General features: G+C 72.6%; 18 protein-coding genes and 2 pseudogenes. 9 read left to right on the top strand and 11 right to left on the bottom strand.

Annotation, left to right across the window (positions count from 1 at the left end):
• Window positions 1–167: 167 nt before the first annotated feature.
• The gene (locus tag ACIQFX_RS16620; protein ID WP_234439527.1) at window positions 168–638 is read left to right on the top strand and encodes a hypothetical protein; all 471 of its coding nucleotides are present in this window, start codon (window positions 168–170) and stop codon (window positions 636–638) included.
• 65 nt (window positions 639–703) lie between these two features.
• Here ACIQFX_RS16620 and ACIQFX_RS16615 read toward each other — a convergent pair whose 3' ends face one another.
• The 4 genes from ACIQFX_RS16615 to ACIQFX_RS16600 all read right to left on the bottom strand — a co-directional run bounded on the left by ACIQFX_RS16615 (window position 704) and on the right by ACIQFX_RS16600 (window position 5,577).
• The gene (locus tag ACIQFX_RS16615) at window positions 704–2,146 is read right to left on the bottom strand and encodes a GH1 family beta-glucosidase (RefSeq protein ID WP_402463603.1); all 1,443 of its coding nucleotides are present in this window, start codon (window positions 2,144–2,146) and stop codon (window positions 704–706) included.
• Window positions 2,147–2,215: 69 nt separating this feature from the next.
• On the bottom strand, window positions 2,216–3,127 hold the full coding sequence (locus ACIQFX_RS16610; RefSeq protein WP_402463601.1) for a carbohydrate ABC transporter permease: 912 nt from the start codon (window positions 3,125–3,127) through the stop codon (window positions 2,216–2,218).
• A gap of 4 nt (window positions 3,128–3,131) precedes the next feature.
• A complete protein-coding gene (locus tag ACIQFX_RS16605; RefSeq protein WP_402463599.1) occupies window positions 3,132–4,136 on the bottom strand; it encodes a carbohydrate ABC transporter permease in 1,005 nt (334 codons plus the stop codon).
• Window positions 4,137–4,227: 91 nt separating this feature from the next.
• The gene (locus ACIQFX_RS16600; RefSeq protein WP_402463597.1) at window positions 4,228–5,577 is read right to left on the bottom strand and encodes an ABC transporter substrate-binding protein; all 1,350 of its coding nucleotides are present in this window, start codon (window positions 5,575–5,577) and stop codon (window positions 4,228–4,230) included.
• Between the two features lie 357 nt (window positions 5,578–5,934).
• Between ACIQFX_RS16600 and ACIQFX_RS16595 the strand changes: the two genes are divergently transcribed.
• Window positions 5,935–6,966, top strand: a complete 1,032-nt coding sequence (locus ACIQFX_RS16595; protein WP_402463595.1) for a LacI family DNA-binding transcriptional regulator — start codon at window positions 5,935–5,937, stop codon at window positions 6,964–6,966.
• 95 nt (window positions 6,967–7,061) lie between these two features.
• Here ACIQFX_RS16595 and ACIQFX_RS16590 read toward each other — a convergent pair whose 3' ends face one another.
• Both ACIQFX_RS16590 and ACIQFX_RS16585 read right to left on the bottom strand, forming a co-directional pair.
• Window positions 7,062–8,816 (bottom strand): glycoside hydrolase family 6 protein, encoded by a 1,755-nt coding sequence (locus ACIQFX_RS16590; protein WP_402463593.1) that lies wholly within the window; start codon window positions 8,814–8,816, stop codon window positions 7,062–7,064.
• 17 nt (window positions 8,817–8,833) lie between these two features.
• Window positions 8,834–10,387 carry a cellulase family glycosylhydrolase gene (locus tag ACIQFX_RS16585; RefSeq protein WP_402463590.1) on the bottom strand — a complete coding sequence of 518 codons (1,554 nt, stop codon included), beginning with the start codon at window positions 10,385–10,387 and terminating at the stop codon, window positions 8,834–8,836.
• Between the two features lie 274 nt (window positions 10,388–10,661).
• On the opposite strand from ACIQFX_RS16585, the gene ACIQFX_RS16580 reads away from it, so the two are divergent.
• The 7 genes and pseudogenes from ACIQFX_RS16580 (at window position 10,662) to ACIQFX_RS16550 (ending at window position 18,479) form a co-directional block, all read left to right on the top strand.
• Window positions 10,662–13,571 carry a glycoside hydrolase family 48 protein gene (locus ACIQFX_RS16580; RefSeq protein WP_402463587.1) on the top strand — a complete coding sequence of 970 codons (2,910 nt, stop codon included), beginning with the start codon at window positions 10,662–10,664 and terminating at the stop codon, window positions 13,569–13,571.
• A 212-nt stretch (window positions 13,572–13,783) separates the two neighbouring features.
• Complete coding sequence (locus ACIQFX_RS16575; RefSeq protein ID WP_402463584.1) at window positions 13,784–14,839, top strand: LacI family DNA-binding transcriptional regulator; 1,056 nt, start codon at window positions 13,784–13,786, stop codon at window positions 14,837–14,839.
• Window positions 14,820–15,359 (top strand): SigE family RNA polymerase sigma factor, encoded by a 540-nt coding sequence (locus tag ACIQFX_RS16570; RefSeq protein ID WP_402463582.1) that lies wholly within the window; start codon window positions 14,820–14,822, stop codon window positions 15,357–15,359. Before ACIQFX_RS16575 ends, ACIQFX_RS16570 begins: the two co-directional genes overlap by 20 nt.
• On the top strand, window positions 15,359–16,030 hold the full coding sequence (locus ACIQFX_RS16565; protein WP_402463579.1) for a hypothetical protein: 672 nt from the start codon (window positions 15,359–15,361) through the stop codon (window positions 16,028–16,030). Before ACIQFX_RS16570 ends, ACIQFX_RS16565 begins: the two co-directional genes overlap by 1 nt.
• Before the next feature lie 86 nt (window positions 16,031–16,116).
• Window positions 16,117–16,509, top strand: a pseudogene (locus tag ACIQFX_RS16560) (MerR family transcriptional regulator); the annotation flags it as partial.
• A 38-nt stretch (window positions 16,510–16,547) separates the two neighbouring features.
• Window positions 16,548–16,646: pseudogene (locus ACIQFX_RS16555) on the top strand (hypothetical protein); the annotation flags it as partial.
• A gap of 267 nt (window positions 16,647–16,913) precedes the next feature.
• On the top strand, window positions 16,914–18,479 hold the full coding sequence (locus tag ACIQFX_RS16550) for a carboxylesterase/lipase family protein (protein WP_402463576.1): 1,566 nt from the start codon (window positions 16,914–16,916) through the stop codon (window positions 18,477–18,479).
• A gap of 56 nt (window positions 18,480–18,535) precedes the next feature.
• On the opposite strand, the gene ACIQFX_RS16545 is transcribed toward ACIQFX_RS16550, so the two are convergent.
• Genes ACIQFX_RS16545 through ACIQFX_RS16525 form a run of 5 tightly spaced genes read right to left on the bottom strand, consistent with a single transcriptional unit; the run spans window position 18,536 to window position 24,797 of the window.
• Window positions 18,536–19,666 carry a pectinesterase family protein gene (locus ACIQFX_RS16545; RefSeq protein WP_402463573.1) on the bottom strand — a complete coding sequence of 377 codons (1,131 nt, stop codon included), beginning with the start codon at window positions 19,664–19,666 and terminating at the stop codon, window positions 18,536–18,538.
• A 19-nt stretch (window positions 19,667–19,685) separates the two neighbouring features.
• The gene (locus tag ACIQFX_RS16540) at window positions 19,686–20,981 is read right to left on the bottom strand and encodes a polysaccharide lyase family 1 protein (protein WP_402463570.1); all 1,296 of its coding nucleotides are present in this window, start codon (window positions 20,979–20,981) and stop codon (window positions 19,686–19,688) included.
• A gap of 2 nt (window positions 20,982–20,983) precedes the next feature.
• Window positions 20,984–21,784: a rhamnogalacturonan acetylesterase gene (locus ACIQFX_RS16535; protein ID WP_402463567.1), complete on the bottom strand. Its 801-nt coding sequence runs from the start codon at window positions 21,782–21,784 to the stop codon at window positions 20,984–20,986.
• Window positions 21,781–23,121 carry an ABC transporter substrate-binding protein gene (locus tag ACIQFX_RS16530; protein ID WP_402463564.1) on the bottom strand — a complete coding sequence of 447 codons (1,341 nt, stop codon included), beginning with the start codon at window positions 23,119–23,121 and terminating at the stop codon, window positions 21,781–21,783. The genes ACIQFX_RS16535 and ACIQFX_RS16530 overlap by 4 nt, the downstream gene beginning before the upstream one ends.
• A gap of 50 nt (window positions 23,122–23,171) precedes the next feature.
• Window positions 23,172–24,797, bottom strand: coding sequence for a family 43 glycosylhydrolase (locus ACIQFX_RS16525; protein ID WP_402463847.1), 1,626 nt, complete (start codon window positions 24,795–24,797; stop codon window positions 23,172–23,174).
• Window positions 24,798–24,808: the final 11 nt, after the last annotated feature.

Below are 24,808 nucleotides of genomic sequence, written 5' to 3'. Positions count from 1 at the left end.
AGACGGATTCGCGTCCCCGTTCCGTCCAGCGGAACGCGCGTAGAACCGGACCGGGCCGGACGGGCACAGTGAGTGTCGTGCCGGGGGGAAACGGCACGACGGCCCGCCGGGAACGGCGGACCGGGACTCATGTCACACACCAGTGACCCGATGTGTGGGGGGACCACATGCGCAAGAACCGAATCGTCCGACTGGCCGCCACCGCCCTGCTCGGACTCGGCACCGTCGGCGCCTTCGCCGGCACCGCGCACGCCGAGCCGATCGACTACGTGAAGATCGAGCTCTTCGAGCTGCACTGCCAGCAGAACAGCGAGGGCGACCACGACGAGGCCTACCTCAAGATCACCGACGCCAACGGCAACGCCGTCAAGGTCTGGCCCGGCAGTGGCATCAGCTACCAGACGATGGGCTCCGGCTACGTCCGCTCCATGGCCGACGGCAACGGCAACGCGGCCCTCATCCTCGGCAAGGAGCAGGCCCGGACCCTGACCCTCTGGGACAAGGACACCTTCGGCGGCGACGACAAGCTGGGCTCCACGCTCGTCACCGGCAGCGAGGTCGGCGCCGAGACCCAGTGGCGCACCGTCGAGGGCTCCGGCGGCGTCTACGTCATCGGCTACCGGGTCATCGACATCTGATCAGCCGTCACTCCATGAGGAAGGGCCGTGCCGGGCGACCGGCACGGCCCTTCCCCGTCGGAGGATCAGCCCCCGTCGGGCGCGAGCAGCTCGCCCGACCGCGCCACCCGCGCGTACCAGCGCGCGCTGGACTTCGGGGTGCGCTCCAGCGTGTCGTAGTCGACCCGCACCGCGCCGAACCGCTTCGCGTAGCCGTAGGCCCACTCGAAGTTGTCGAGCAGCGACCAGAGGAAGTAGCCGCGCACGTCCACCCCGTCGGTCATCGCCCGGTGCACCGCCTCCAGGTGCGCGTGCACGTAGGCGGCGCGCTCCGGGTCGTGGACCGTGCCGTCCTCGCCGACGACGTCCTCGTACGCGGCCCCGTTCTCGCTGATCACCAGCGGCAGTTCGGGGTAGGCCGCCGAGACCCGGGTCAGCAGGTCGTACAGCGCGCCGGGGTCGACCGCCCAGCCCATCGCCGTCGGCTCGCCCGGCGCCCGGTGGAAGGCCACCGAGTCCGACCCGGGCCACGGCGAGTACGCGCTGTTGCCGTGACCGTCGTCCTGCGGCTTCTCCGCACCCTCCGGGACGTGCGAGACGAGCGTCGGCGTGTAGTAGTTGATCGCCAGCAGGTCCAGCGGCTGGTGCGCCGCGGCGGTGTCGCCGTCCCGCACGAAGGACCAGTCCGTCACGCGGGCCGTGTCGGCGAGCAGGTCCTCGGGATACGCGCCCTCCAGCATCGGGCCCAGCCAGACGCGGTTGCCGACGGCGTCGATGCGGCGGGCCGCGTCGAGGTCCTCGGCGGAGCCGGTCAGCGGACGCACCTCGTGCAGGTTGAGCGAGACCGAGATCTGCCGGTCCGCCGGCAGCGCCGCCCTCAGGGCCTGGACGGCGAGCCCGTGCCCGAGGTTGAGGTGGTGGGCGGCGCGCAGCGAGGCCACCGGGTCGGTGCGGCCCGGGGCGTGGACCCCGGAGCCGTACCCCAGGAAGGCGCTGCACCAGGGCTCGTTGAGCGTGGTCCACCGCCGGACCCGGTCGCCGAGGGCGTCGGCGACGAGGCCCGCGTACTCGGCGAACCGTTCGGCGGTCGCGCGCTCCGGCCAGCCGCCCGCGTCCTCCAGCTCCTGGGGCAGGTCCCAGTGGTAGAGCGTCAGGGCCGGCTCGATCCCGGCCTCCAGCAGCTCGTCGACGAGCGACCGGTAGAAGTCGAGACCCTTCTGGACGGCCGGACCGCGGCCGGTGGGCTGCACCCGGGACCAGGAGACGGAGAACCGGTAGGCGTTCAGGCCGAGTTCGGACATGATGCCGACGTCTTCGCGGAACCGGTGGTAGTGGTCCACGGCCACGTCACCGGTGTGGCCCTCGAAGACCTTGCCGGGGGTGTGCGAGAAGGTGTCCCAGATGGACGGGGTACGGCCGTCCTCCGCCGCCGCTCCCTCGATCTGGTACGCGGCGGTGGCCGCGCCCCAGAGGAAGTCGGGCGGGAACGAACGGGTGGCGGTGAGCGGCCGGGTTTCGGACGCGGTCATAGGAGAGCGCTCCCAACGCGGGTACGGGGGTGGGGTACGGACAGGGGGGTGAGGGCTCGGCGGGGCCGGTCAGCTCTTGACGGCACCGGCCGTGATGCCGCCCACGATGTGCTTGCCCAGGAAGGCGAAGACGAGCAGCAGCGGCACGGTGGAGATCAGCGCACCGGTCAGCACGACGGCGTGGTCCACGGTGTGGTTGCCCGCCCCGAGCCCGGCGAGGGCCACCTGGAGGGTCGGGCTGCCGTCCGGGGTGAGGGCGATGAACGGCCAGAAGAAGTCGTTCCAGGCCTGGACGAACACCAGCATGCCGAGCACGGCCATGGCCGGCCGGGCGATCGGGAACACCACGTGCCAGATGATCCGCAGGCTGTGCGCCCCGTCCATCCGGGCCGCCTCCACCAGCTCCATCGGCAGCGCCTCCACGAGGAACTGACGCATGAAGAACACGCCGAAGGCGGCGACCAGCGAGGGCAGCACGACCGACTGGAGCTGGTCGAACCAGCCGAGGTCGGTGATGATCTGGTACAGCGGGATGACGCTGAGCTGCGGCGGTATCGTCATGGTGGCGACCACGAGGGAGAGCAGCATCCCGCGGCCCCGGAACGGCAGCTTGGCGAAGGCGAAACCGGCGAGCGTGGAGAACAGCACGGTGGACAGCGCCACCAGGCTCGCCACGATCGTCGTGTTGATCAGCGCCGCGCCCATGTCGACCTGGTTCCAGGCGAAGCTCAGGTTGTCCAGGAGGCGGTTGCCGGGCAGCAGCGGCGCGGGCGCCTCGACGACCCGCTCGCCGGTGTGCGAGGCGGCGACCACGTTCCAGTACAGCGGGAAGAGCGAGACGAACGCGGCCGCCACGAGCAGCACGTAGGTGAGCGGACCGGCGTGGTGCTGGCGGCCGGCGGACGGGCGGAAGCGGCGCGGCGGACGGGCCGCCGCCGGGGCCCCGACCGGGGCGGGCGACGTGTCGAGTGTGCGGGCCATGAGGTCAGCCCCCCAGCTTCTTGCGGTTGGAGCGGGACACCAGCGCCTGGACGCCGCCGATCAGGAGCAGGAGCAGCAGCATGACCCACGCGATGGCGGACGCCTGCCCCAGCGCGCCGGTCACCCATCCCTTCTCGTACATCAGCAGGCTCAGCGTCTGGAACTGGTTGCCGCTGCCGCCGCTGATGCCGACGCTGCCGCCGAAGAGCATCGGCTCGCCGAAGAGCTGGGTGGCGCCGATGGTGGACACGATGATGGTGAAGAGGATCGTCGGCCGGATGGAGGGGATGGTGACGCTGACGAACTGGCGCCAGCGCGAGGCGCCGTCCAGCGAGGCCGCCTCGTAGAGGTCCTGCGGCACGGCCTGCATGGCGGCCAGGTAGATCAGCGCGTTGTAGCCCGTCCAGCGCCAGGTGACGATCACCGAGATCGCGATCTGCGCCGGCCACTTGGACGACTCCCAGTTCACCGGGTCGATGCCGATCCAGCCCAGCAGGCCGTTGATCATGCCGTAGTCGGTGTTGAACAGCTGGGCGAAGACCAGGGTCGCCGCCGCGATCGAGGTGGCGTACGGGGCGAGGACCGCGACCCGGAAGAAGCCCCGGCCGCGCAGCTTGTAGTTGAGCAGGTGCGCCAGGCCCAGGGCCATGAGCAGCTGCGGAACGGTCGAGATCACCCCGATGGTGAAGGTGTTGACGAGCGCGTTCCAGAAGAACTCGCTGGTCGCGAGGTCGGTGTAGTTCTCCAGGCCCTTCCACGTCGGGTCGCCGCCGAGCTCGACCCGGTGGAGCGAGAGCCAGCCCGTGTAGATCAGCGGGAAGAGGCCGAAGGCCGCGAAGGTGAGGAAGAAGGGGGCGACGAAGACGTACGGGATCGCCTTGAGGTCCCAGCGGTAGAGCGTGCTGCGCCAGCCGCCCGAGGAGGAGCGGTGGCTCCGGGGGCCGGAGGAGGAGGGCGGTGCGGCGGGCGGCGGGGAGCCGTCGGGCCTCGCCCGAACGGAGGTGGCCACGGGGGCGTCCTTCCAGGTCGATGCGTGCGGTGGTGCGGACGGTGCCGGCCCGCCGCCCGGCAGGCGGCGGCGGGCCGGCGCACGGTCCCCGCTACTGGTCGATCTTGTCGTCGACCAGCTTCTTGACGTTCTCCCAGGCCTTGGCCGGGTCGGTGCCGCGCTGCTCGATGTCGAGGATGCCGTTGTCGGTGAGGAAGGTCTTCACCTGGCCGTCGTAGCGGCTGATGACGGCGGGGGTGATGCCGGCCGCCGCGCTGGAGAAGATCTTGCCGACCGGGGTGTCGCCGAAGTACGGCAGCTTGGCGTCCTGGACCGCCGAGGAGGCGAGCGTGTCCTTGGACGAGGGGATGTTGCCGTTGACCGCGAACACCTTGGCGTGCTGGGCCGGGGCGGTCAGCCAGGCCGCGAGCTCGGCGGCCTCCTTGGTGTGCTTGCCGGACTTGGGCACGGCGAGGAAGGAACCGCCCCAGTTGCCGGCGACCGGCGGCGCTGCGATGTCCCACTTGCCCTGGTTGGCGGGGCCGGCCTGGTCCTTGATGATGCCGGTCATCCAGCTCGGGCAGGCGACGGTGGCGAACTTCGAGTTCTTGAACGCCGCGTTCCAGGTGCCCTTCTCGTCGAACTGGCGGAGCTTGGCGGTGAGTCCGCCCTGGGCGGCCTCGACGGCGGTCTCCCAGGCCTTCTTCACGCCGGGGCTGTTCTCCCAGTCGAGTTCGCCGCTGGTGTTGGCGTACTGCACCGGGTCGCTGGAGACGACGGCGTTGAAGAGACCGCTCGCGGAGTCGTGGAAGGAGGTGCCGGCGGGCGCGGCGGCCTTGTACTTCTCGCCGGTCTCGATGAACTTGGCCCAGTCGCCGGCCCACAGCTTGGAGACTTCCTCGCGGGCGGTCGGCAGCTTGGCCTTGGCGAAGAGGTCCTTGTTGTAGCAGATGGCCATGGGGCCGATGTCGGTGCCGAGGGCGATGACCTTGTTGTCGGCGGTCGTCGCCTGCTTGACCTTCCAGTCGAGGAAGTCGGCGGTGTTCGCGCCGCCCTCCTTGCCCAGGTCGACCCACTTGTTCGCCATGGCGGTGCCGGTCGCCTCGGCGATGTAGCCGACCTCGACGGCCTGGATGTCGGCGACGCCGCTGTTCTGGGAGAGGCGCAGCTTCAGGGTGTCCCAGTACTTCTGACCGTCGGAGACGTTCGACTCCTCGATCTTGATGTTCGGGTGGAGCCGCTCGTACTCGGCGTAGAGCTTGGCGCCGGTCTTGTTGTCGTAGCCGAAGGAACCGAAGGTCCCGATCCGCAGCGTGATCTTCCCGGCGCCCTGGCCGCCGCTGCCGCCCTTGCCGCCGTCGTCGTCGCTGCCGCAACCGGTGAGCAGGGTCGTGCCGGTCACGACGACGGCGACCGCCGCGATCGCCGCACGGCGTCCGCGTCTGCTGCTGGAAGTGCGCATTCCACTCTCCTCGTCCAAGGTGGTGCTCGTTGTGCGCCATGAGGCCCGGCCGGCGGATCGCGGCTCGGCGGCTGCCTGGCAGGACCTGGTGCAGGCTGTGCGCGTCCCGGATGGGAGCGCTCCCACGTCGTTGCCGGAAGGTTGCTGCCTGGCGGGTGCGGGTGTCAAGAGATGAACGCGGATTCGTTACCGGAAGGTTTTCCGGGGGTTTCGCGCCACCCTGCGGTGACCGGGGCGTCATCTCCTGAACGCGGACGCGTGGCGCGACGGGATCGTCTTGGACTAGTGTGGGAGCGCTCCCATGCCTATGTGGCCGTGGTGAGCAGCGCGTTGTCCTACGAGGGGAGTTCGGGAGTTGTGAACGGACGGCAGAGCGGCAGACCCACCCTGGAGCAGGTAGCGGCCCGGGCCGGGGTCGGCCGCGGCACGGTCTCCCGGGTCATCAACGGCTCCCCGCGGGTGAGCGAACAGACCAGGACGGCCGTCGCCAGAGCCGTCGCCGAACTCGGCTACGTGCCCAACCAGGCCGCCCGCGCCCTGGCGGGCAGCCGCACCGACGCCATCGCGCTCGTCATCCCCGAGGCGGAGGCCAGGCTCTTCGCCGAGCCCTACTTCCTCGACCTCATCCGGGGCGTCAGCGCCGAACTCGCCGAGGCCGACAAGCAGCTCCTGCTCACCCTGGTCCGCAGCGAGCAGGAGCGGCAGCGGTTCGAGCAGTACCTGGCGGCCCAGCGCGTCGACGGGGTGCTCCTCGCCTCCGTGCACGGCGACGACCCGCTGCCCGACCGGATCCGCGAGCTGGGCCTCCCGGTCGTCATGAACGGCCGCCGCGCCGAGGCCGAACCCGTGCCGTACGTCGACTCCGACAACATCGGGGCGGGCCGGGCCGCCGTCGCCCACCTCGTGGCGCGCGGCCGGAGCAGGATCGCCACCGTCGCCGGGCCGCTCGACATGTACGTGGCGCGCGCCCGGCTCGGCGGCTACCGGGCCGGGCTCACCGAGGCCGGACTCGCGCCCGACGAGGACCTGGTCTCCGCGGGCGACTTCACCGAGGCGGGCGGCCGGCGGGCCATGCGGCTGCTGCTCGACCGCCGCCCGGACCTGGACGCCGTCTTCGCCGCTTCCGACGTGATGGCGGCCGGCGCGCGCGGGGTGCTGCGGGAGGCGGGCCGCCGGGTGCCCGAGGACGTGGCCCTCGTCGGCGTCGACGACTCGCCGGTGGCACGGCTGATGGACCCGCCGCTGACGAGCGTGCGGCAGCCCATCGAGGAGATGGGCCGCACGATGGCGCGGATGCTGATCCGGGAGATCCACGAGGGCACGGCGACGCCCGAGGAGCCCCGCCGGCACGTGCTGCCGACCGAGCTCGTCGTGCGGTCCTCCTGCTGAGTGCGGGCACGCCGGTGCCCCGCGGGACGTCTCGTCCCGCGGGGCACGCGCGTGCTCCCGCGGCCGGGTCGGCCGCGGGGCACGTGCGGTGGGTGCTACAGCGCCGGATGGGCGTTCTTCAGGAGCTCCTGGAACTGGGCCGAGAACCACTGGCCCGAGATCGGGGCGTCCGGCAGCGAGCCCGACATGCTGTTCCCGTTGCGGGCGTTGCCCGTGTACGTCGGGTCGCACATCCGGTCGAAGCCCTTGCCCTCGTTGTTCGGGATCTCCTTGGAGGCGCCGTCGGACTCGCCCGGGGGCTTCATCCAGACGTACGCGTCGATGCCCGCTGCGGGGGCCGCCTGGGGCCGTTCGCCGAGGCCCGCGCCGGACTGGTTGCACCAGTTGCCGAGGTGGATGCGGCGGTCGTAGCGCCCGCCGTTGACGTAGGTGTCGACGCTGGTCAGGGCGCCCGGACCGGTGGGCCGGGCGGTGCCGCCCCACCCGTTGCGGGAGGTGTCGATCAGCATGCCGAGGTTGCTGTCGAAGCCGATGGAGACCAGCTTGGCGCGCATCGCCTGGGCGTACGACAGTTCGTCGGTGTAGCGGTTCCAGTCGACCCACTTCGACTGGCGCACGGAGGTGCCGTTCACGCTGTCGTTGATGGTGAAGTGGTCCTCCTTCAGGGCGCTGTAGTTGGCGGTGTTGACGATGAAGCCGGTCACGTTGGAGAGCGTCGAGCCCTCGGCCGTGGCGGCCTGCTTGAACAGCTCGGCGGACGGGCCGAAGTTGTCGTCCCAGCCCAGCCAGCCGTGGTGGCCGGCGTCGATGTAGTTGTAGACGTTGCCGATCGCGCCGAGCTTCTTGAGCGCGTAGCCGACGCCGGTGATGTAGTTGCCGTTGGCCTTCATGACGTCGCAGTTGGCGGTGGCCGTCGGACGTCCGGAGACGTTGGTGACGAGGTTGGGCAGCGAGTCGATCTCGACCGTGGTGACGATCCGCAGGCCCGCGTACTTCGCGTCGGCGAGGATCGCGGCGATCGGGTCGATGTACTCGGTCTTGTAGCGGTTGATCTCCGTCGGGCCCAGCTCGCCGTTGGAGGCGAGCGCGGCGCAGTCGCGGCCGGGCAGGTTGTAGACGACGAGCTGGACGACGAGCTCGCCGGAGCCCTTCTGCTCCAGGGCCTTGTCGAGGTGGGCGCGCAGGCCCATCGAGGTGCTCGAACCGTTGATGGCGGCGATCCGGTCCAGCCAGACGCCGGTGGGCTGCTGGGAGACCTTGGTGCCGCCCGGCTCGGCCGCGGCCTTCGCGGACCACTCGGGGTTCACGTACACCTTGGCGCCGGCGTACGGGTTGTCGGCCTTGGTCCCGGCCGGCGGCGGCGTGGTGGGAGGCGTGGTCGGGGGAGTGGTGGGCGGGGTGGTCGGGGGCGTCGTCGGCTCGGTGGCGCCGTTGCAGACGACCCCGTTCAGCTTGAAGGTGGCCGGCACGGCGTTGGTGCCGCTGTAGGAGCCGTTGAAGCCGAAGGAGGTGGAGCCGCCGGTGGCCAGCGTCCCGTTGTAGGAGACGTTCTTGGCGGTGACGTTCGCGCCGGACTGGGTGATGGTGGCGTTCCAGCCCTGGGTGACCTGCTGGTTGCCGCCGTAGGTCCACTCGACGGTCCACGCGGCGACCGGGTCACCGGTGTTGGTGACGGTCACGTTGGCGCCGAAGCCGGTGTTCCACTGGTTGGTGATCTGGTAGTCGACCTTGCAGCCGGGGGTGGCGGCGCCGGCGGTGGTGCCGAACACGGTGGCGGTGGCGCCGGTGGCGGTGATCAGGCCGAGTGCCGCCAGGAGGGCGGTGCGGCTGGTGCTTCTGGTGCGGCTCATGCGGGTGGGTGTTCCTTTCAGGGGGTGAGGTCGCGCAGGTGGTCGCGCAGCCCGATGCCGAATGCGGTGGGGGTGCCGTCGTACGAACTGATGAGCGCGGGACCGGAGTTGCAGTTCCAGGTGTTCCAGGTCCAGCCCAGGTACGAGAGGCCGCGGTCGTCGAACCACTTCATGACGCGGTCGATGAACGCGTGCCCGCAGGTGTTCTCACCGATCTCGCCCGCGAGGAGGGGCACCTTGGCGGCCACCGGGGCGAGGGTGTTGTTCCAGCACGTCTCGTCGGAACAGGTGTTGAAGTTGTAGACGTGCCAGGCGGCGGCCAGATTGCCCGCCGGGTCCGTGGGGGCGTACGTGAGCCACTGGCTGAGGTCGTTGGAGTACGCGATGCCCGGGACGAGGACGAGGTTCTTCGATCCCGTGGCGCGGACCGCGTCCACCAGGTCCTGCATGCCGGCGACCTCGTAGCCGATGCCGGGGCAGGTGCCGCCGTCGCGCCAGCAGGACCAGGCCTGTGCCGCGGTGGAGGTCGCCCGGTCCGGATAGGGCTCGTTGAACAGGTCGAAGACGACCCGCCGGTCGTTCTTGAAGGTGTTCGCCACCGAGGTCCAGAACGCCGGGGTGTACTGGGCGCCGGGCATCGGCTTCTGGCAGGAGGCGTGCACGTCGGCGCAGCCCGACGAGTTGCCGGTGTACTGGCCGTGGGTCCAGTGCAGTTCGACCACGGGGGTCATTCCGTGGGCGAGCACCTTGGCCACCAGGTCCTTGACCGCGTTGACGTAGTTCGCGCCGCGGTACTCGGGCTTGATGTTGTCCAGGCCGAGCCAGCACTCCTCGTTGAGGGGGATGCGGACCGTGTTGGCCTTCCAGTCGGCGATGGCCTTGACCGAGGCGTCGTCGACGGGACCGTCGAAGAAGCCGTAGCCCTGGACGCACATGAACTCGCCGCCGGAGCGGTTGACGCCGAGGAGGCGGCGGACCGCGCCGTTCTGGTCGGTGAACTTGTTCCCGGTCACGCCGAGTTCGGGCGCGCCGGAGACGGGGGTCGGCGGTGGGAGGGTCGGGGGAGGGGTGGTAGGGGGTGTGGTCGGGTCGGTGGGGGTCGGTGTGGGTGTCGTGGTCGACGGGGTCGGCGTCGGGGTGGGCGTGGGCCCGTCGGCGTTGCAGGGCGTGCCGTTGAGCGTGAACGCGGTGGGAGCCGTGTTGGCGCCCGTCCAGGAGGCGATGAAGCCGCCCGTGACCTTCGCGCCCGTGGCGAGCGCGGCGTTCCAGCTCTCGTTCAGGACCGTGACGGACGCCCCGGACTGGGACCACTTCCCGCCCCAGCCCTGACTGACGACCTGGCCGGCCGGGAAGGCGAAGCCGAGGCTCCAACCGTTCAGCGCGGCGCTGTTGTTGGTGATCGTGACGGCGCCCTGGTAGCCGCCGGACCACTGGCCGACGACCGAGTACTCCACTGTGCAGGCGGGTGCGGCCGCTGCTCCGGAGGCCGTACCCACGACGGCGAAGGCGGTGCTCGCCATCGTGAGCGCCGCTCCTGCGAGCAGCGCGGACAGACGTGGGGGATGTCGCATGAGCGAGTCCTCACAGCGAGGGCACACCCCTGATGGTGTGCCGACTGGATGGAACCGCTCCCACTGGTCGGGCAGACCGTAGCGTCAACTGGCGCCAAGCAAAAGAGGGGTTGGGTAAATTTCCGCCTCATCTGCCTTCGACTCTTCACACACCTTGACGCCGTTGCGGCTCAACTGCACAGTGGGAGCGCTCCCACTGGTTCAGGGCTTGTCCCCGCACGCCCTTCTCGCTCTTCGCACCCCCAACCTCCCGAGCCGCGAGGAGAACCACCGCATGCCACGACCACCCGTACGCCGACCACGCCGGCAGCTGACCGCGCTGGCCGCGGCGCTCTCGCTGCCCCTCGGCCTCACGGCCGTCGGTGCCACCACGGCCCAGGCCGCCGCCGTGCAGTGCAGCGTCGACTACAAGACGAACGACTGGGGTTCCGGCTTCACCGCCGAACTCACCCTCACCAACCGGGCGACCACCGCGCTCAACGGCTGGACCCTCACGTACTCCTACGCCGGTGACCAGAAGGTCACCAACGGATGGAACGGCGTCTGGTCCCAGTCCGGCAGGAACGTGACGGTGACCAACGCCTCCTGGAACGGCACCCTCGCCGCGGGCGCCGCCACCACGACCGGCGCCCAGTTCACCTACAGCGGGACCAACGCCGCCCCGACCGCCTTCGCGGTCAACGGCACCACCTGCACCGGTGCCCACCAGCCCCCGGTCGCCGTCCTGACCAGCCCCGCCGCGGGCGCCGTCTACACCGAGGGCGACGCGGTGCCGCTCGCCGCCACCGCCGCCGCGGCCGACGACGCCACCGTGAGCAAGGTGGAGTTCTACAGCGACACCACGCTCCTCGGCACCGACACGACCGCGCCCTTCACCCACAGCGCGGCCGGCCTCGCCACCGGCGCCCACTCCCTCTACGCCAAGGCCTACGACAGTCTCGGCGCCTCCGCCGAATCCGCCCCCGTCGGCATCACCGTCGCCGCCGGACCCGCACTGGTCGCCTCCCCGACCCAGCTCGGCGTCCGCCAGGGCGCCACCGGCACCTTCGACCTGAAGCTGTCCACCGCCCCGACCGCGAACGTCACGGTGAGCGTCGCCCGCACCTCAGGCAACACCAACCTCACCGCGACCCCGGCGACCCTCACCTTCACCCCGGCGAACTGGAACACCGCCCAGAAGGTGACCGTCGCCGCCGCGGCCACCGGCACCGGCTCCGCCGTCTTCACCGCGACCGCCCCCGGCCACGCCAAGGCCGAGGTCACCGTCGCCCAGCTGGCCGCGGACTCCACGTACGACGCCCGCTTCCTCGACCTGCACGGGAAGATCACCAACCCGGCCAACGGCTACTTCTCGCCCGAGGGCATCCCGTACCACTCCGTCGAGACCCTGATCGTCGAGGCCCCCGACCACGGGCACGAGACGACCTCGGAGGCGTACAGCTACCTCATCTGGCTCCAGGCCATGTACGGCAAGATCACCGGCGACTGGACCAAGTTCAACGGCGCCTGGGACACCATGGAGAAATTCATGATCCCCACCCGTGCCGACCAGCCCACCACCTCCTCCTACAACGCCTCCAAGCCGACCACGTACGCCCCCGAATGGGACCTCCCGTCGCAGTACCCGGCGAAGCTCGACTCCGGCGTGACCTCCGGCTCCGACCCGATCGCCGCCGAACTCAAGAGCGCCTACGGCACCGACGACATCTACGGCATGCACTGGATCCAGGACGTCGACAACGTCTACGGCTTCGGCAACGAGCCGGGGAAGTGCTCCGCCGGACCGACGGCGACCGGCCCCTCGTACATCAACACCTTCCAGCGCGGCCCCCAGGAGTCCGTCTGGGAGACCGTCACCCACCCCACCTGCGACACGTTCGCCTACGGCGGCAGGAACGGCTACCTGGACCTCTTCACCGGGGACGCCTCCTACGCCAAGCAGTGGAAGTACACCAACGCCCCCGACGCCGACGCCCGCGCCGTCCAGGCCGCCTACTGGGCCGACCTCTGGGCCAAGCAGCAGGGCAAGGGGAGCCAGGTCACCGCGACCGTCGGCAAGGCCGCCAAGATGGGCGACTACCTGCGCTACGCGATGTTCGACAAGTACTTCAAGAAGGTCGGGAACTGCGTCGGCCCCACCGCCTGCCCGGCCGGCACCGGCAAGGACAGCGCGCACTACCTGATGTCCTGGTACTACGCCTGGGGCGGCGCCACCGACACCTCCGCCGGCTGGTCCTGGCGGATCGGCTCCAGCCACGCCCACGGCGGCTACCAGAACCCGCTCGCCGCGTACGCGCTCAGCACGTACGCCCCGCTCAAGCCCAAGTCGACGACGGGCGCGGCGGACTGGGCGACCAGCCTCGACCGGCAGCTGGAGTTCTACCGCTGGCTCCAGTCGGACGAGGGCGCCATCGCGGGCGGCGCCACCAACAGCTGGCAGGGCCGCTACGCCACCCCGCCGGCCGGCACGCCGACCTTCCACGGCATGTACTACGACGAGAAGCCCGTCTACCACGACCCCGCGTCCAACCAGTGGTTCGGCTTCCAGGCCTGGTCCATGGAGCGCGTCGCCGAGTACTACCAGCAGACCGGCGACGCAGAGGCGAAGACCGTCCTCGACAAGTGGGTCTCCTGGGCGCTGTCCAAGACCACGATCAACCCGGACGGCACCTACCGCATCCCCTCCACCCTCCAGTGGTCGGGCGCGCCCGACACCTGGAACGCGACCAGCCCCGGCGCCAACGCCGGCCTGCACGTCACCGTCGCCGACTACACCGACGACGTCGGCGTCGCCGCCGCCTACGCCAAGACGCTCACCTACTACGCGGCCAAGTCCGGTCACGCCGAGGCCAAGCGCGTCGCCAAGGCCCTCCTCGACGGCATGTGGGACCACCACCAGGACCCACTGGGCATCGCCGTCCCGGAGACCCGCGCCGACTACAACCGCTTCGACGACCCGGTCTACGTGCCGAGCGGCTGGACCGGCACCATGCCCAACGGCGACGCGGTGAACTCCTCCTCGACCTTCGCCTCGATCCGCTCCTTCTACGAGGACGACCCGGCCTGGCCCAAGATCGAGGCCTACCTGGCGGGCGGCGCCGCACCCGTCTTCACCTACCACCGGTTCTGGGCCCAGGCGGACATCGCCCTGGCCATGGGCTCGTACGCGGAGCTGCTCGAATAACAGCCCGCCCCGCATGGAGACGGCTCCGCGTACGACGAGGCCGGGCGGCCCCCGCGAGGGGACCGCCCGGCCTCCGGACGCTCCCGGCGCCCGGCCGAAGCCCCGGACTCCTCGCGACCCGCCTGGACAGCTCGTCGAGCCGCCGCTTAGGGTCGGGAGCCGAATCGTCGGGCGGTCGCCCGGAACACCGGGAACCGTCCAGGAGCGCGCACGTGGTCACCCTCGCCGATGTCGCCCGCCACGCCGGGGTCTCGGCCAGCACCGTCAGCTACGTGCTCAGCGGGAAACGCTCCATATCCGGCCCCACCCGCGAGCGCATCCAGCACAGCATCGACACCCTCGGCTACCGGCCGCACGCCGGCGCCCGCGCGCTCGCCAGCAGCCGCACCGACATCCTCGCCCTGATGATGCCGCTGCGCACCGGCCTCTACGTGCCCGTCATGATGGAGATCGCGATGGCCGTCACCACCACGGCCCGCGCCCACGGCTACGACGTCCTGCTGCTCACCGGCGAGGAGGGCCCCGAGGCCGTCCGCCGCGTCGAGGGCAGCGCCGTCGCCGACGCCATGATCGTCATGGACGTCGGCCTCGACGACCCGCGGATCCCCCTCCTCCGGGCCGCCGAACGGCCCGCCGTCCTCATCGGCCTGCCCGCCGAGAGCGTCGAGGCCGCCGACGCCACTGGACTCGACTGCGTCGACCTCGACTTCGAGGCCGCCGGAGCCCGCTGCGTCGAACACCTCGCCTCCCTCGGCCACACCGCCGTCGCCGTCCTCGGCGAACCCCCCGCCGTCCACGAGCGCGGCACCGGCTTCGCCGCCCGCACCCTCACCGGGCTGCGCGCCGCCGCCGGGGCCCACGGCGTCGGCCTGCTCCACCGGCCCGTCGACGGCACCTACGCGGCCGTCGCCGCCGCCGTCACCCGCGTCTTCGAGGAACGCCCCGGCACCACGGCCCTCGTCGTCCAGAACGAGGCCGCCGTCGAGCCCCTCCTCGCCCTCCTGCGCCACCAGGGCCGCGCCGTCCCCGAGGACGTCTCCGTCGTCGCCATCTGCCCCGACCAGGTCGCCGTGCACGCCTCCGTGCCGCTCACCGCCGTCTCCGTACCCGCCCGGGAGATGGGCCGGCGGGCCGTCGAACGGCTCGTCGCCCGCCTCGCCGGACAGGACGCGCGCGGTACGGAACTCATCGCGCCCCGACTGACCGCGCGCGCCAGCACCGCACCCGCCCCCCGCGCCGAGGACCGCCGTGGCCACGACGGACGCTGACACCGGCGACAGCGCGGCGGAGTTCCGGGCCTTCTTCGAACGCCACTACGCCGAACTCGCGCGCCTCGCCCACCTGCTGACCGGCGAGACCGACGCCGCCGACGACCTCGCCGCCGACGCCATGCTCGCGCTCTGGCACCGCTGGGACCGGGTCCGCGCCGCCGACCACCCCGCCGCCTACGCCCGGGGCGTCGTCGCCAACCTCGTCCGCACCCGCATCCGCGGCACCGTGCGCGAACGGCGCCGCATCGCCGCCTTCTGGGACCGGCGCCCCGAGCACACCGAGGACCCCGACGTGCCCGCCGTCGTGGACGTCAGGGCGGCGCTGCGCGCCCTGCCCTTCCGCAAGCGCGCCTGCGTCGTGCTCCGGCACGCCTTCGACCTCTCCGAACGCGACACCGCCCTCGCCCTGGGCGTCTCGGTCGGTACGGTCAAGAGCCAGACCGCCAAGGGCATGGCCGAACTCCAGCGCCTGCTCGGCCCCCGGGCCGCCACCGAACTCGCCGCGGGGAGGCGCTGATGGACGAGACCCGGATCCGCCGCGAACTGAGGGACGCGGCGCACGCGCACCGGCCCGACCACGCCCGCATCCTCGCCCGGGTGGAACGGGGCATGGCCGAACCGTCCCCGGCCGGCCGGCGCACCCGGCCGTCCCGCCGGTGGACCGGCCGCCGCTGGGCCGTGGCCGTCGCCGTCACCGCGGCCGTCGCCGGGGTCGCCGGCATCGGCGGCCTCGCGGCGACCACCCTGGGCGACCGGCCGGCCGGACCCGCCGCGACGCTGCCCGCGCCCGGTCCGACCGCCCGCGCCGCCGGCACGATCAACCCCGGCAGCAACCGCTGGTGGGCCCAGAGCGACCTCGCCCTCACGACGGACTCGGCCGTCTCCGGGCTCACCGTCGAACTGCGCGTCGCCCGCACGCCCGGAGTGGTGAGCACCGGCCACTGGCGCACCCGCCCCGCCGAGGACTTCACGGTCACCGTGACCGAGGAGCCCCGCGCCCTCGTCTACCGCTGGACCCTCGAGCCGGGCCGCGCGGTGCCGCCCGGCCCCCACACCTTCGCCGCCCAGTACAACCACGCCGAGGGCGCGCGCGACGCCTCGGCCGACACGTACACCGTCCTCCTGACCGGCCCCGACGGCGGCCGCACCACCCTCCGGGGCGGCTTCGGGGGCCCCGGGGGGTCCTGACCGGCTTGCGGTTGACGCGGCGTCAACTCCTACCGTCCTCGTACGGGGCCGGAGACACCGGCCCCCGGCGAGGGAAGGACACCGTCATGGCCTGGTCGATCGCGGAGGTGGCCCGGACGTCCGGGGTGACGTCCCGGACGCTGCGGCACTACGACGAGATCGGCCTGCTCGCACCCGCGTGGACCGAGGGCGACGGGCACCGCCACTACGAGGAGCCCCAGCTGCTGCGCCTCCAGCAGATCCTGCTCATGCGGGAGCTGGACCTCGGCCTGCGCGAGATCCGGGACGTCCTCGACAGCGGGGCCGACCGCGTGGCCGTCCTGCGCGAGCACCACGCCCGGCTGGTCGCCGAGCGGGACCGGCTCGGCACGCCGGCCCGCACGGTCGCCCGCACCCTCGCCGAACTCCAGGAGAACGAGGACCACGACATGGTGAGCGTCAACCGCCCCGAAAACCTCTTCGAGGGCTTCCGGCCCGCACCTACGCCGAAGACCCGCGCTTCCGCGCGAACTTCGACAGGATCGCCGAGGGCCTCGCCGCGTACCAGTGCGAGGCGATGACCGTCTACGCGGACACCCGGCTGAGCCGAGGCCGGGCGGGTCCGAGGCGCGGCTGAGACGAGGCCGGGCGGGCCCGTCGGGAGGCTCGCCCGCGACTCGGTTCGGGATCCGTCGGGAGGTCCGCCCGCGACTCGGTTCGGGATCCGTCGGGAGGTCCGCCCGCGACTCGGTTCGGGATCCGTCGGGAGGTCCGCCCGCGGCTTCGCGCGGGGCTCGTCGAAAGGCCCGCCGGCGGCCTCGCCCGGCATTGACACCCGCGGTGCGTGAATCGTCGTGATCTCGGTGTTGGTGCCGGTCGGGGACGCGGTGAGAGGCTGCGCCGCATGGACATCTTCAAGACGACGAGCGGTGCGGTACGAGGTTTCCGGGCGGCCGCCGACGTCGTCGCCGTACGCGGAATCCCTTACGCGGCACCGCCGTTCGGCGCCCACCGGTTCAGGGAGCCCGCCCCCGCGCCCGCGTGGGCCGGGGTGCGGGACGGTACGGCCTTCGGCCCGATCGCCCCGCAGTCGGCGGAGCTGCCCGGCGCGCCCGTGTGGTCGCCCGGCGACGAGGACGTCCTCACCGTCAACGTCTGGACTCCGGCCCCGGACGGCGGCTCCCTGCCCGTCCTCGTGTGGATCCACGGCGGCGCCTACGCCTTCGGCTCCTCGGCCCAGCCCGACTTCGACGGCGCTGTCCTCGCCCGCGCCGGTCTCGTCGTCGTCACCCTCAACTACCGGCTCGGCTTCGAGGGGTTCGGGCACGTACCGGCGGCCGGGGCGGACGCGTACCCGGACAACCGCGGCCTGCTCGACCAGGTCGCCGCCCTGCGCTGGGTCCGGGACAACATCGCGGCGTTCGGCGGCGACCCCGGCAACGTCACGATCGCCGGCCAGTCCTCCGGAGCCGCGTCCGTCGCCTGCCTGATGGCGACGGACCGCGCCCGCGGCCTGTTCCGCCGGGCCATCGCCCACAGCCCCGCGAGCCCCTGCCACACACCGGAGACCGCGGCCGCGACGACCCGCGAGGTCGCCGCCGCCGCGGGTCGCCCCGCCACCGCGGCGGGCCTCCGCTCGGCGAGCCCCGAAGCCCTGGTCGCCGCCTCCGACCGCGTGGTCGACGACTACCGGCGCGACCCCGCGTCGGGCTCCCGCCACTACGACCCCTCGCTCTACGCCCCCGTCCTCGACGGCGACGTCCTGCCCGCCGACCCCCTCGCCGCGCCGGTCGCCGGAGCCGCCCGGGACGTGGACCTGCTGGTCTGCCACACCACCGAGGAGTACTGGCTGCTCGACGCCGTCGGCAGCAGCGCCAAGGTCACCACGGAGGAGCAACTGGCCCGATTCGCCGAGGACTTCGGACTCCCCGACGGCCTGATCGCCGGTTACCGCGCCGAACGCCCCGACGCGCCGGTGCTCGACGTGTACCTCGCCGTCTTCGGCGACCTCCTGTTCGGGGCCTACGCCGACCGGCTCGCCGAGCGGCACGCCCGCGGCGGCGGCCGGACGTACCTCGCGCGCTTCGACCGGCGGCGCACCGGCCCGGACGGCCCCGTGCGCGCCTGGCACTGCGCGGACGTCCCCTTCGCCTTCGGCACCCTCGACGAGGACTGCGTGGCCTTCCTCGTCGGCGGCGTCCCCACCGCCGCCGACCACGCGCTCTCCCGCCGCATGGTCCGGGCCTGGGCCGCCTTCGCCGCCACCGGCGACCCGGGCTGGCCGCCGTTCGACGGGACCACCGGCGCCGCCAAAGTGTGGAGGACCCGCGATCACGAGGGCGACGACGAGCGTGACGACGACGAGCGTGACGACGGGGGCGACCGCTCGCGCGACGACCTCGCGGCCGGCGACCGCGCCGCCGTCCGCGCGCTCTGGGCGCCGTTCCGCTTCCCGCTCCTGCGCCCGTGAACGCGGCAGCCACCCGGGCCCCGAACCGGACCCGGGTGGTGCGCCCGCCCCGCCCGTCAGGCGCAGGGCCGCCGGGGGGTCCAGTCGCCCAGATACCCCGCCCGGGTCGCGGACGCGGCCTCGGCGGCGGTGAGTCGGGGACGGTTCTCCGGGACCGTGATCGCGGCCCCGGGGCCGGTGTTGCGGTACTCGGCGAACCGCTGCGCCTGCCACGGAGAGGCCTCGCGCATGTTCGCGTACGGGGCGGTGGCGTCGATCCCGGGGCCCAGGACGCTGTCCCGGACGACGAGCGACGGCCAGGCCGTGGGGTCCGAGCCGGGCACCCAGGGCCGGGCCAGCTTGTAGAAGCCGTCCGGCGCCTCGCCGGTGACCCGGCAGCGGGAGGCGAGGAAGCCGGAGGCGTTGGTCCGGGCCGTGGACGGGGCGAAGACGAAGCCGTGCGGGGCCGCGGCCAGGTCGGGGCGGAGCAGCGTACGGAAGTGGCAGTGCTCGAAGACCGCCCTGGCCCGGCCGAACACGAAGTCGACGTCGCCCTCCACGTGGCAGTGGGCGAAGTACTGCCGGGCGACGGCGGCCAGGGACGCCGAGTCGGCGTACAGGGTGTCCTGGTGGCCGAGGAAGCGGCAGTGGAAGAACGCCGACCGGTCGCCCTGCACCTTCAGCGCGACGGCCTGCGTGCCGGGGTTCCCCGGGAGGTCGGTGCGCAGGAAGTCGTTGGCGAAGGTGACGCCCTGGGCGGTGAAGCCGTCCGCCCGGACGGTGGTGGTCGCCGAGCCGGTCGTGCCGTGGGTGCCGCCCTCGGGCCGGGGCGTGCCGGCCGCGTTGGCGTACACCACGACGACGTCCCCGGGGTTCCCGGTCGCGCCGATCCACGTCATGCCGGTGCGGTCCGGGCCCACGGCGACCGTCTCGCGGTAGGTGCCGGCGGCGAGGACCAGGGTCCGGTCGGCGCCGGCCGCCGCGGTGACCGCGGCCTGGACGGTGGTGTGGTCGCCGAGGCCGCCGGGGTGCACGTACAGGGTCCGCTCGGTGAGTCGGGCTGAGGGCGAACCGAACCGGCCGAAGGGAGCCGGGGGAGCGGCGGTCGCGGTCCCGGCCGGCAGCGCCGCGGCGAGGGCGGCGCCGAGGCCGGCGGTGAGCAGGGTGCGGCGTCCGGGGCCTTCGGCCCCGGTGGGGTGTGCGGGCATGCGGGTCCTCCCGGAGGTCTCAGCGGAGGCGGCCCGCGCCCGCGTGGTGGTCGACGAGGGCGGGCACGGCCCTCGGGTGGTCGACCCGGGTGCGCAGGACCGGGGTCCAGCCCGCGTCGGCGCGCAGCGTCTCGCCCGGGTACTGCTCGTTGTGGACGGCGAGCAGGTCGACCGGGGCGCCGTTGACGTAGTTGCCCGCGACCGTGACCGGCGCGTCCTTCCACTTCTTCAGGATCTTCCCGGCGGGGACGCCGGCGGCGAGCGTGAACGCGTTCCTCTCGGCGAACAACCGGGACTCCAGGCCGATGCCGAGGCTGTACACGTACGGCCCGTCCGGCACCACGAAGTGGTTGTTGTACGCGTCGACCCGGCCGAAGCGGACCCGCGGCGCGCGCTCCACGACGCCGTCGAAGAGGTTGTGGTGCAGCGTGACGCGCAGCTTGCCCCGGTCGGTGGCGCCGGCACTGTCGCTGTTGCCGATCATCAGCGTCTTGTCGTGGTCAGTGAAGACGTTCCAGGAGGCGGTGACGAGGTCGGCGCCCCGCACGACGTCGAGTTCGCCGTCGTGCTGCTGGTAGACCTCGCCGTAGTACGAGGGCAGCGAACTGTCCGGGTGGGCCCCGTCGGTGAACGTGTTGTGGTCGATCCACACGTGCGTGGAGCCGTACACGACGAGGCTGTCGTACTCGGAGTTCCACGCCCCGGTCGCGCCGTCCGTCGGGTCCCACTGGGGGAAGCAGTCGAGCGGGCTCTCCAGGGTGAGGTTGCGGACGATGACGTTGTCCACGCCCTGCACCTGGAGGCTGCCGCCGGTGATGCCCGCGTGCCGGCCGACGCCGGTGATCGTGGTGTTCGCGGGCACCTTCACCTTGATCGCCTCGCCCTGGGCGGTGGCGGAGGCCGCCCGCAGGTCCTCCTGGGGGCCGCCGACCTCGTTCTCGTACCCCCAGACGGCCGGGTCGTAGTCGGCGAGGTAGCGGGCGAAGTCGTAGCCGGGGGCCTCGAAGGCGGCGCAGCCGGCGGCGGTCGCGTTCAGGGTGCCGACCACCTTGACGATCCGCGGCTCGGTGCCGGCGACCGCGAGCGCGGCCCGGAACTCCGCCCAGGTGGTGACGGTGAAGACCCGGGAGGCCGCCGCGGCGGACCCGCCGGTCGTGCCGGTGCCGTCGGAGGCCCAGCCGTCCCCGGCCGGCAGGGTGGCGCGGGCCGGGTCGGCGCCCGGCCGGTGACCGGCGTGGGCACTCGCCGCGGGCGCGGTGACGGTCAGGGCGAGGGCGGTCGCGGCCACCACTCCCCGTCGCTTGCGTCGGTTCACGGTCAGCTCTCCTCGGAATCGGGCCAGGTGATCAGGTCGGTGGGTATCCCGTCGTCCAGGCGGCGCAGTTCGCGCGGCGCCAGGACCCGGGTGCGCAGGAGCTCGGCGGCCACCAGACGGGCCACCTCGATCGCCCCGGGCGGGTTGAAGTGCGTGTTGTCCTGCTCGGTCGCGGTCCAGTTGAAGTACGTCTTCGTCGTCTCGGGTCCCAGCTCCTGCCACAGGGCCAGCGACAGCGCCTCGACGTCCAGCAGCGGCACGTCCTCCTCCGCGGCGACCGCCCGCATCGCCGCCGGATACGCGCCGTGCGTGCGCAGGGCCGTCCCGTCGGCGGCGAACTTCCGCCGCTCCACGGGGGTGGCCAGCACCGGAAGGGCGCCCCGCGCCCGCGCGCCCCCGACGAACACGCGCAGGTTGTCCTGGTAGGTGGTCCACGGTTCGGTGTAGCGGGCCGGGTCGGCGGCCTTCGCGTCGTTGTGGCCGAACTGGATCAGGAGCAGGTCGCCGGGGCGCAGCGCCGCCGCGATCGGTCCGAACCGGCCCTCGTCGAGGAAGCTCTTGGTGCTGCGCCCGTTGACCGCGTGGTTGGCGACCGCGATCCCCCGGTGCAGGAAGAACGGCAGGGCCGTCCCCCAGCCGGTCTCGGGTGCCGCGTCGGCGTACTTCTGCGCGGCCGTCGAGTCGCCGGCGACGAACAGCGTCCGCCCGCGGGGCCGGCTCTGCGCCCGGGCCGCGGGGGCCCCGGCCAGGGCGAGCGCGAGGCCCGCCCCGGTCGTGACGACCGCGCGGCGGTCGACGCTCACCGGGACTGCCGCTTCCACTCGGCCTGGGCGGCGTTCAGCTGCTCGGCGAGGTGGTCGAGGAACTCCTCGGCGGTGGACTTGCCGAGGAGGACCTTCTGGAACGCGGGCTCGTTGTCGGCCTTGGAGATGGTGTTCCAGTCGGGCAGGTAGTACGGCAGCTCGACGATGGTGGCCTTGCCGCTGAAGAGGACCTCGGCGCCGAGCTTGGTCGGCTCGGCCTTCGCGAGCCACGGGTCGGCGGCGGCCTCGGTGTTGGCGGGGATGGCGCCGGCCGACTCGTTCCACTTGCTGTTGGACGCGTGGGAGGCGGCGAACTCGATGAACTTCCAGGCGGCGGCCTTGTTCCTGCTCGACGAGAAGAGGCCGAGGCCGTCGACGGGGTTGGAGACCTGCACGCGGGTGCCGTCGTCCAGGGTCGGGTTGGGGATGCCGCGGAACTTCTCCGTGCCGAGCGCCTTCACGTGGTCCTTGTAGGAGCCCAGGTTGTGGTTCAGCATGCCGATCTGGCCGCTGTCCCACTGGGCGACCATCTTGGTGAAGTCGTTGTTGACGTCGGCGGCCGGGGTGGTCCGCTTGAACAGGCCGGCGTACTTCTCCAGGGCGGCGACGTTCTTCGGGTCGTTGACGGTGGTCCTGTCGCCGTTCCAGAAGGACGTGATGCCGCTCTGGCCGTACATGGCGTCCAGGGCCTGGGCGATGGAGCCCGCGCCGCCGCGGATCGTGTAGCCGAAGCGGTTCTTCTCCGCCGCCGTCAGCTTCTCGGCCGCCGCGTAGAACTTCGACCAGGTGGCGGGCTCCTCCAGGCCGGCCGCCTCGAACAGGTCGGTGCGGTAGTACAGCACGCCGTTGCTGGCGGAGGTGGGGACGGTGAACAGCTCGTCCCGGCCGCCGGCCGCCTTGACGCTCGCGAGCATGCCGGCGTTCAGCTTTCCCTTGAGGGAGCTGCCGTCGATCCGGGCGTCGAGCGGTTCGAGCGCGTTCTGCGCGGCGATCCCGGCGAGCATCGCCGCGCCGACGCCGCCGACGTCCGGCAGCGCGCCGCCCTGGATGGCGGTGTCGTACTTCGACTGGACCTCCTTGGAGGCTATCCCGACGTACTCGACGTCGATGTCGGGGTTCGCCTTCTCGAAGTCCGCGATGATCTCCTTCCAGACCTCGGTGCGGACACCGCCGTTGTTGTCCCAGAAGGTGATCTTTCCCTTGCCCGATCCCTCGGTGCCCTTGTCGCCGCCCGTGCCGCTGCCGTCGTCACCGCAGGCGGTGGCGGTCAGGGCGAGGACGCCGGACAGGGCGAGGGCGAGGGCGGCTCTGCGCCGTCCGCCGGGGAAGATGGTCATCGTCGGCTCTCTTCTCTCGGGGTGTTGCGAGGATGGGGATGTGGGGGAGCTCAGGGGGTGAACCTCAGAGGGCGGCCCTCGGGGAGGGCGCCCGGGGGGTGACCCTCAGGGGGCGGCTCTCGGGGAGGGAGCCCGGGGGTGAAGCGGAAGGCGGAGAACACGGCCGTCCCGGCCTGCCCCGCGCCCACCGGGGCGCCCGCGAACAGGCCGAGGAGCGCGCCGACCCACCGCCAGGGCGTGGCCGCGAACTCCGGACCGAGCCGGACCGGTTCCGCGGCGCCGTCGGAGGCGTACGAGAAGCGGCAGCGCGCGTCCTCCGTGACCTCGATCCGCAGCCGGACCCGGTCCCCGTCCAGGGGCCGGGAGTGCGCCGCGTCCCGCTCGGCGCGGGCGCCGGCCGGGGCGAAGCGGTGGACCAGGCGGACGGTGCCGTCAGGGGCGCGTTCGAGCCCGATCCAGGCGTACGCGTCGCCCAGGACGACGAGTCCGGCGCGGGCACCGGGCGCCTCGCCGTCCAGCCGCAGACCGACCTCGACGACGCCGGCACCGGCGGGCAGCCGCTGGGTGAGGACGTGCGGCACGCTCCGGAGGTCGTCCAGGCGCTCCGTACGGACGCAGCCGAGGCGCAGGCCGTCACCGGCGTGGTGGGTGGCCCAGCCCTCGTCCGGGTTGGCGGTCCACTGCCACTGGCGGCCGTGGCGCCCGCCGGGAAAGGTGTCGTCGACCGCCGGACGGGCGACGGGCTGCTCGGGCAGGTCCGGCTTGCGGTGCACACGGACCGGGGCGCCGCCGTCGCCGAGCACCGGCCAGCCGTCCCCGTCCCAGCGCATCGGCTGGAGGTGCACGACCCTGCCGTGCGCGCCCGCCTGCTGGAAGTGCAGGAACCAGTCCTCGCCGTGCTGGGTGCGCACCCAGCCGCCCTGGTGCGGGCCGTTGACGTCGGTGTCGCCCTGCGCCAGGACGATCCGCTCCTCGTACGGGCCGGCGAACGACCGCGACCGGAGCGCGCCCTGCCAGCCGGTGGCCACGCCCCCGGCCGGGGCGAGGATCCAGAACCAGCCGTCGTGCCGGTACAGCTTGGGCCCTTCCAGGGTGAACCAGCCGGGGATCCGGTCGGCGTCCACGAGCACCCGGCCCTCGTCGAGGACCTTGCTGCCGTCCGGGCTCATCCGGTGCCCGACCAGCCGGTTGTTCACCCCGGCGCGGGACTTGGCGAGGGCGTGCACGAGGTACGCCTCGCCGGAGGCGTCGTCCCACAGCGGGCAGGCGTCGATCAGGCCCCGGCCGGCCTTCACCAGGTGCGGTCTGGTCCACGGACCGCGTACGGAGCGGGAGTTGATCTGATGGATCCCGTGGTCCGGGTCGCCCCAGAAGATCCAGAACCGGCCGTCGTGGTGGCGCAGCGACGGCGCCCACACCCCGCGGTCGTGCTGCGGGGAGGTGAACGCGGCGGCCGGTTCGAGCCGTTCCAGCGCGTGGCCGACGAGGGTCCAGTTGACCAGGTCCCGGGAGTGCAGCAGCGGCAGCCCGGGTGCGCGGCCGAAGCTGGACGCGGTCAGGTAGTAGTCCTCGCCCACCCGCAGGACGTCCGGGTCCGACCAGTCCGCCGCCAGGACCGGGTTGCGGTACGTGCCGTCGCCCAGGTCGCCGGTGACGGTCGCCCGACCCGCGACCACGTCCTTCGCGG

The organism is Streptomyces sp. NPDC093089, assembly GCF_044754405.1.
Taxonomy (GTDB): domain Bacteria; phylum Actinomycetota; class Actinomycetes; order Streptomycetales; family Streptomycetaceae; genus Streptomyces.
This window is presented reverse-complemented; position numbering and strand designations above follow the sequence as displayed.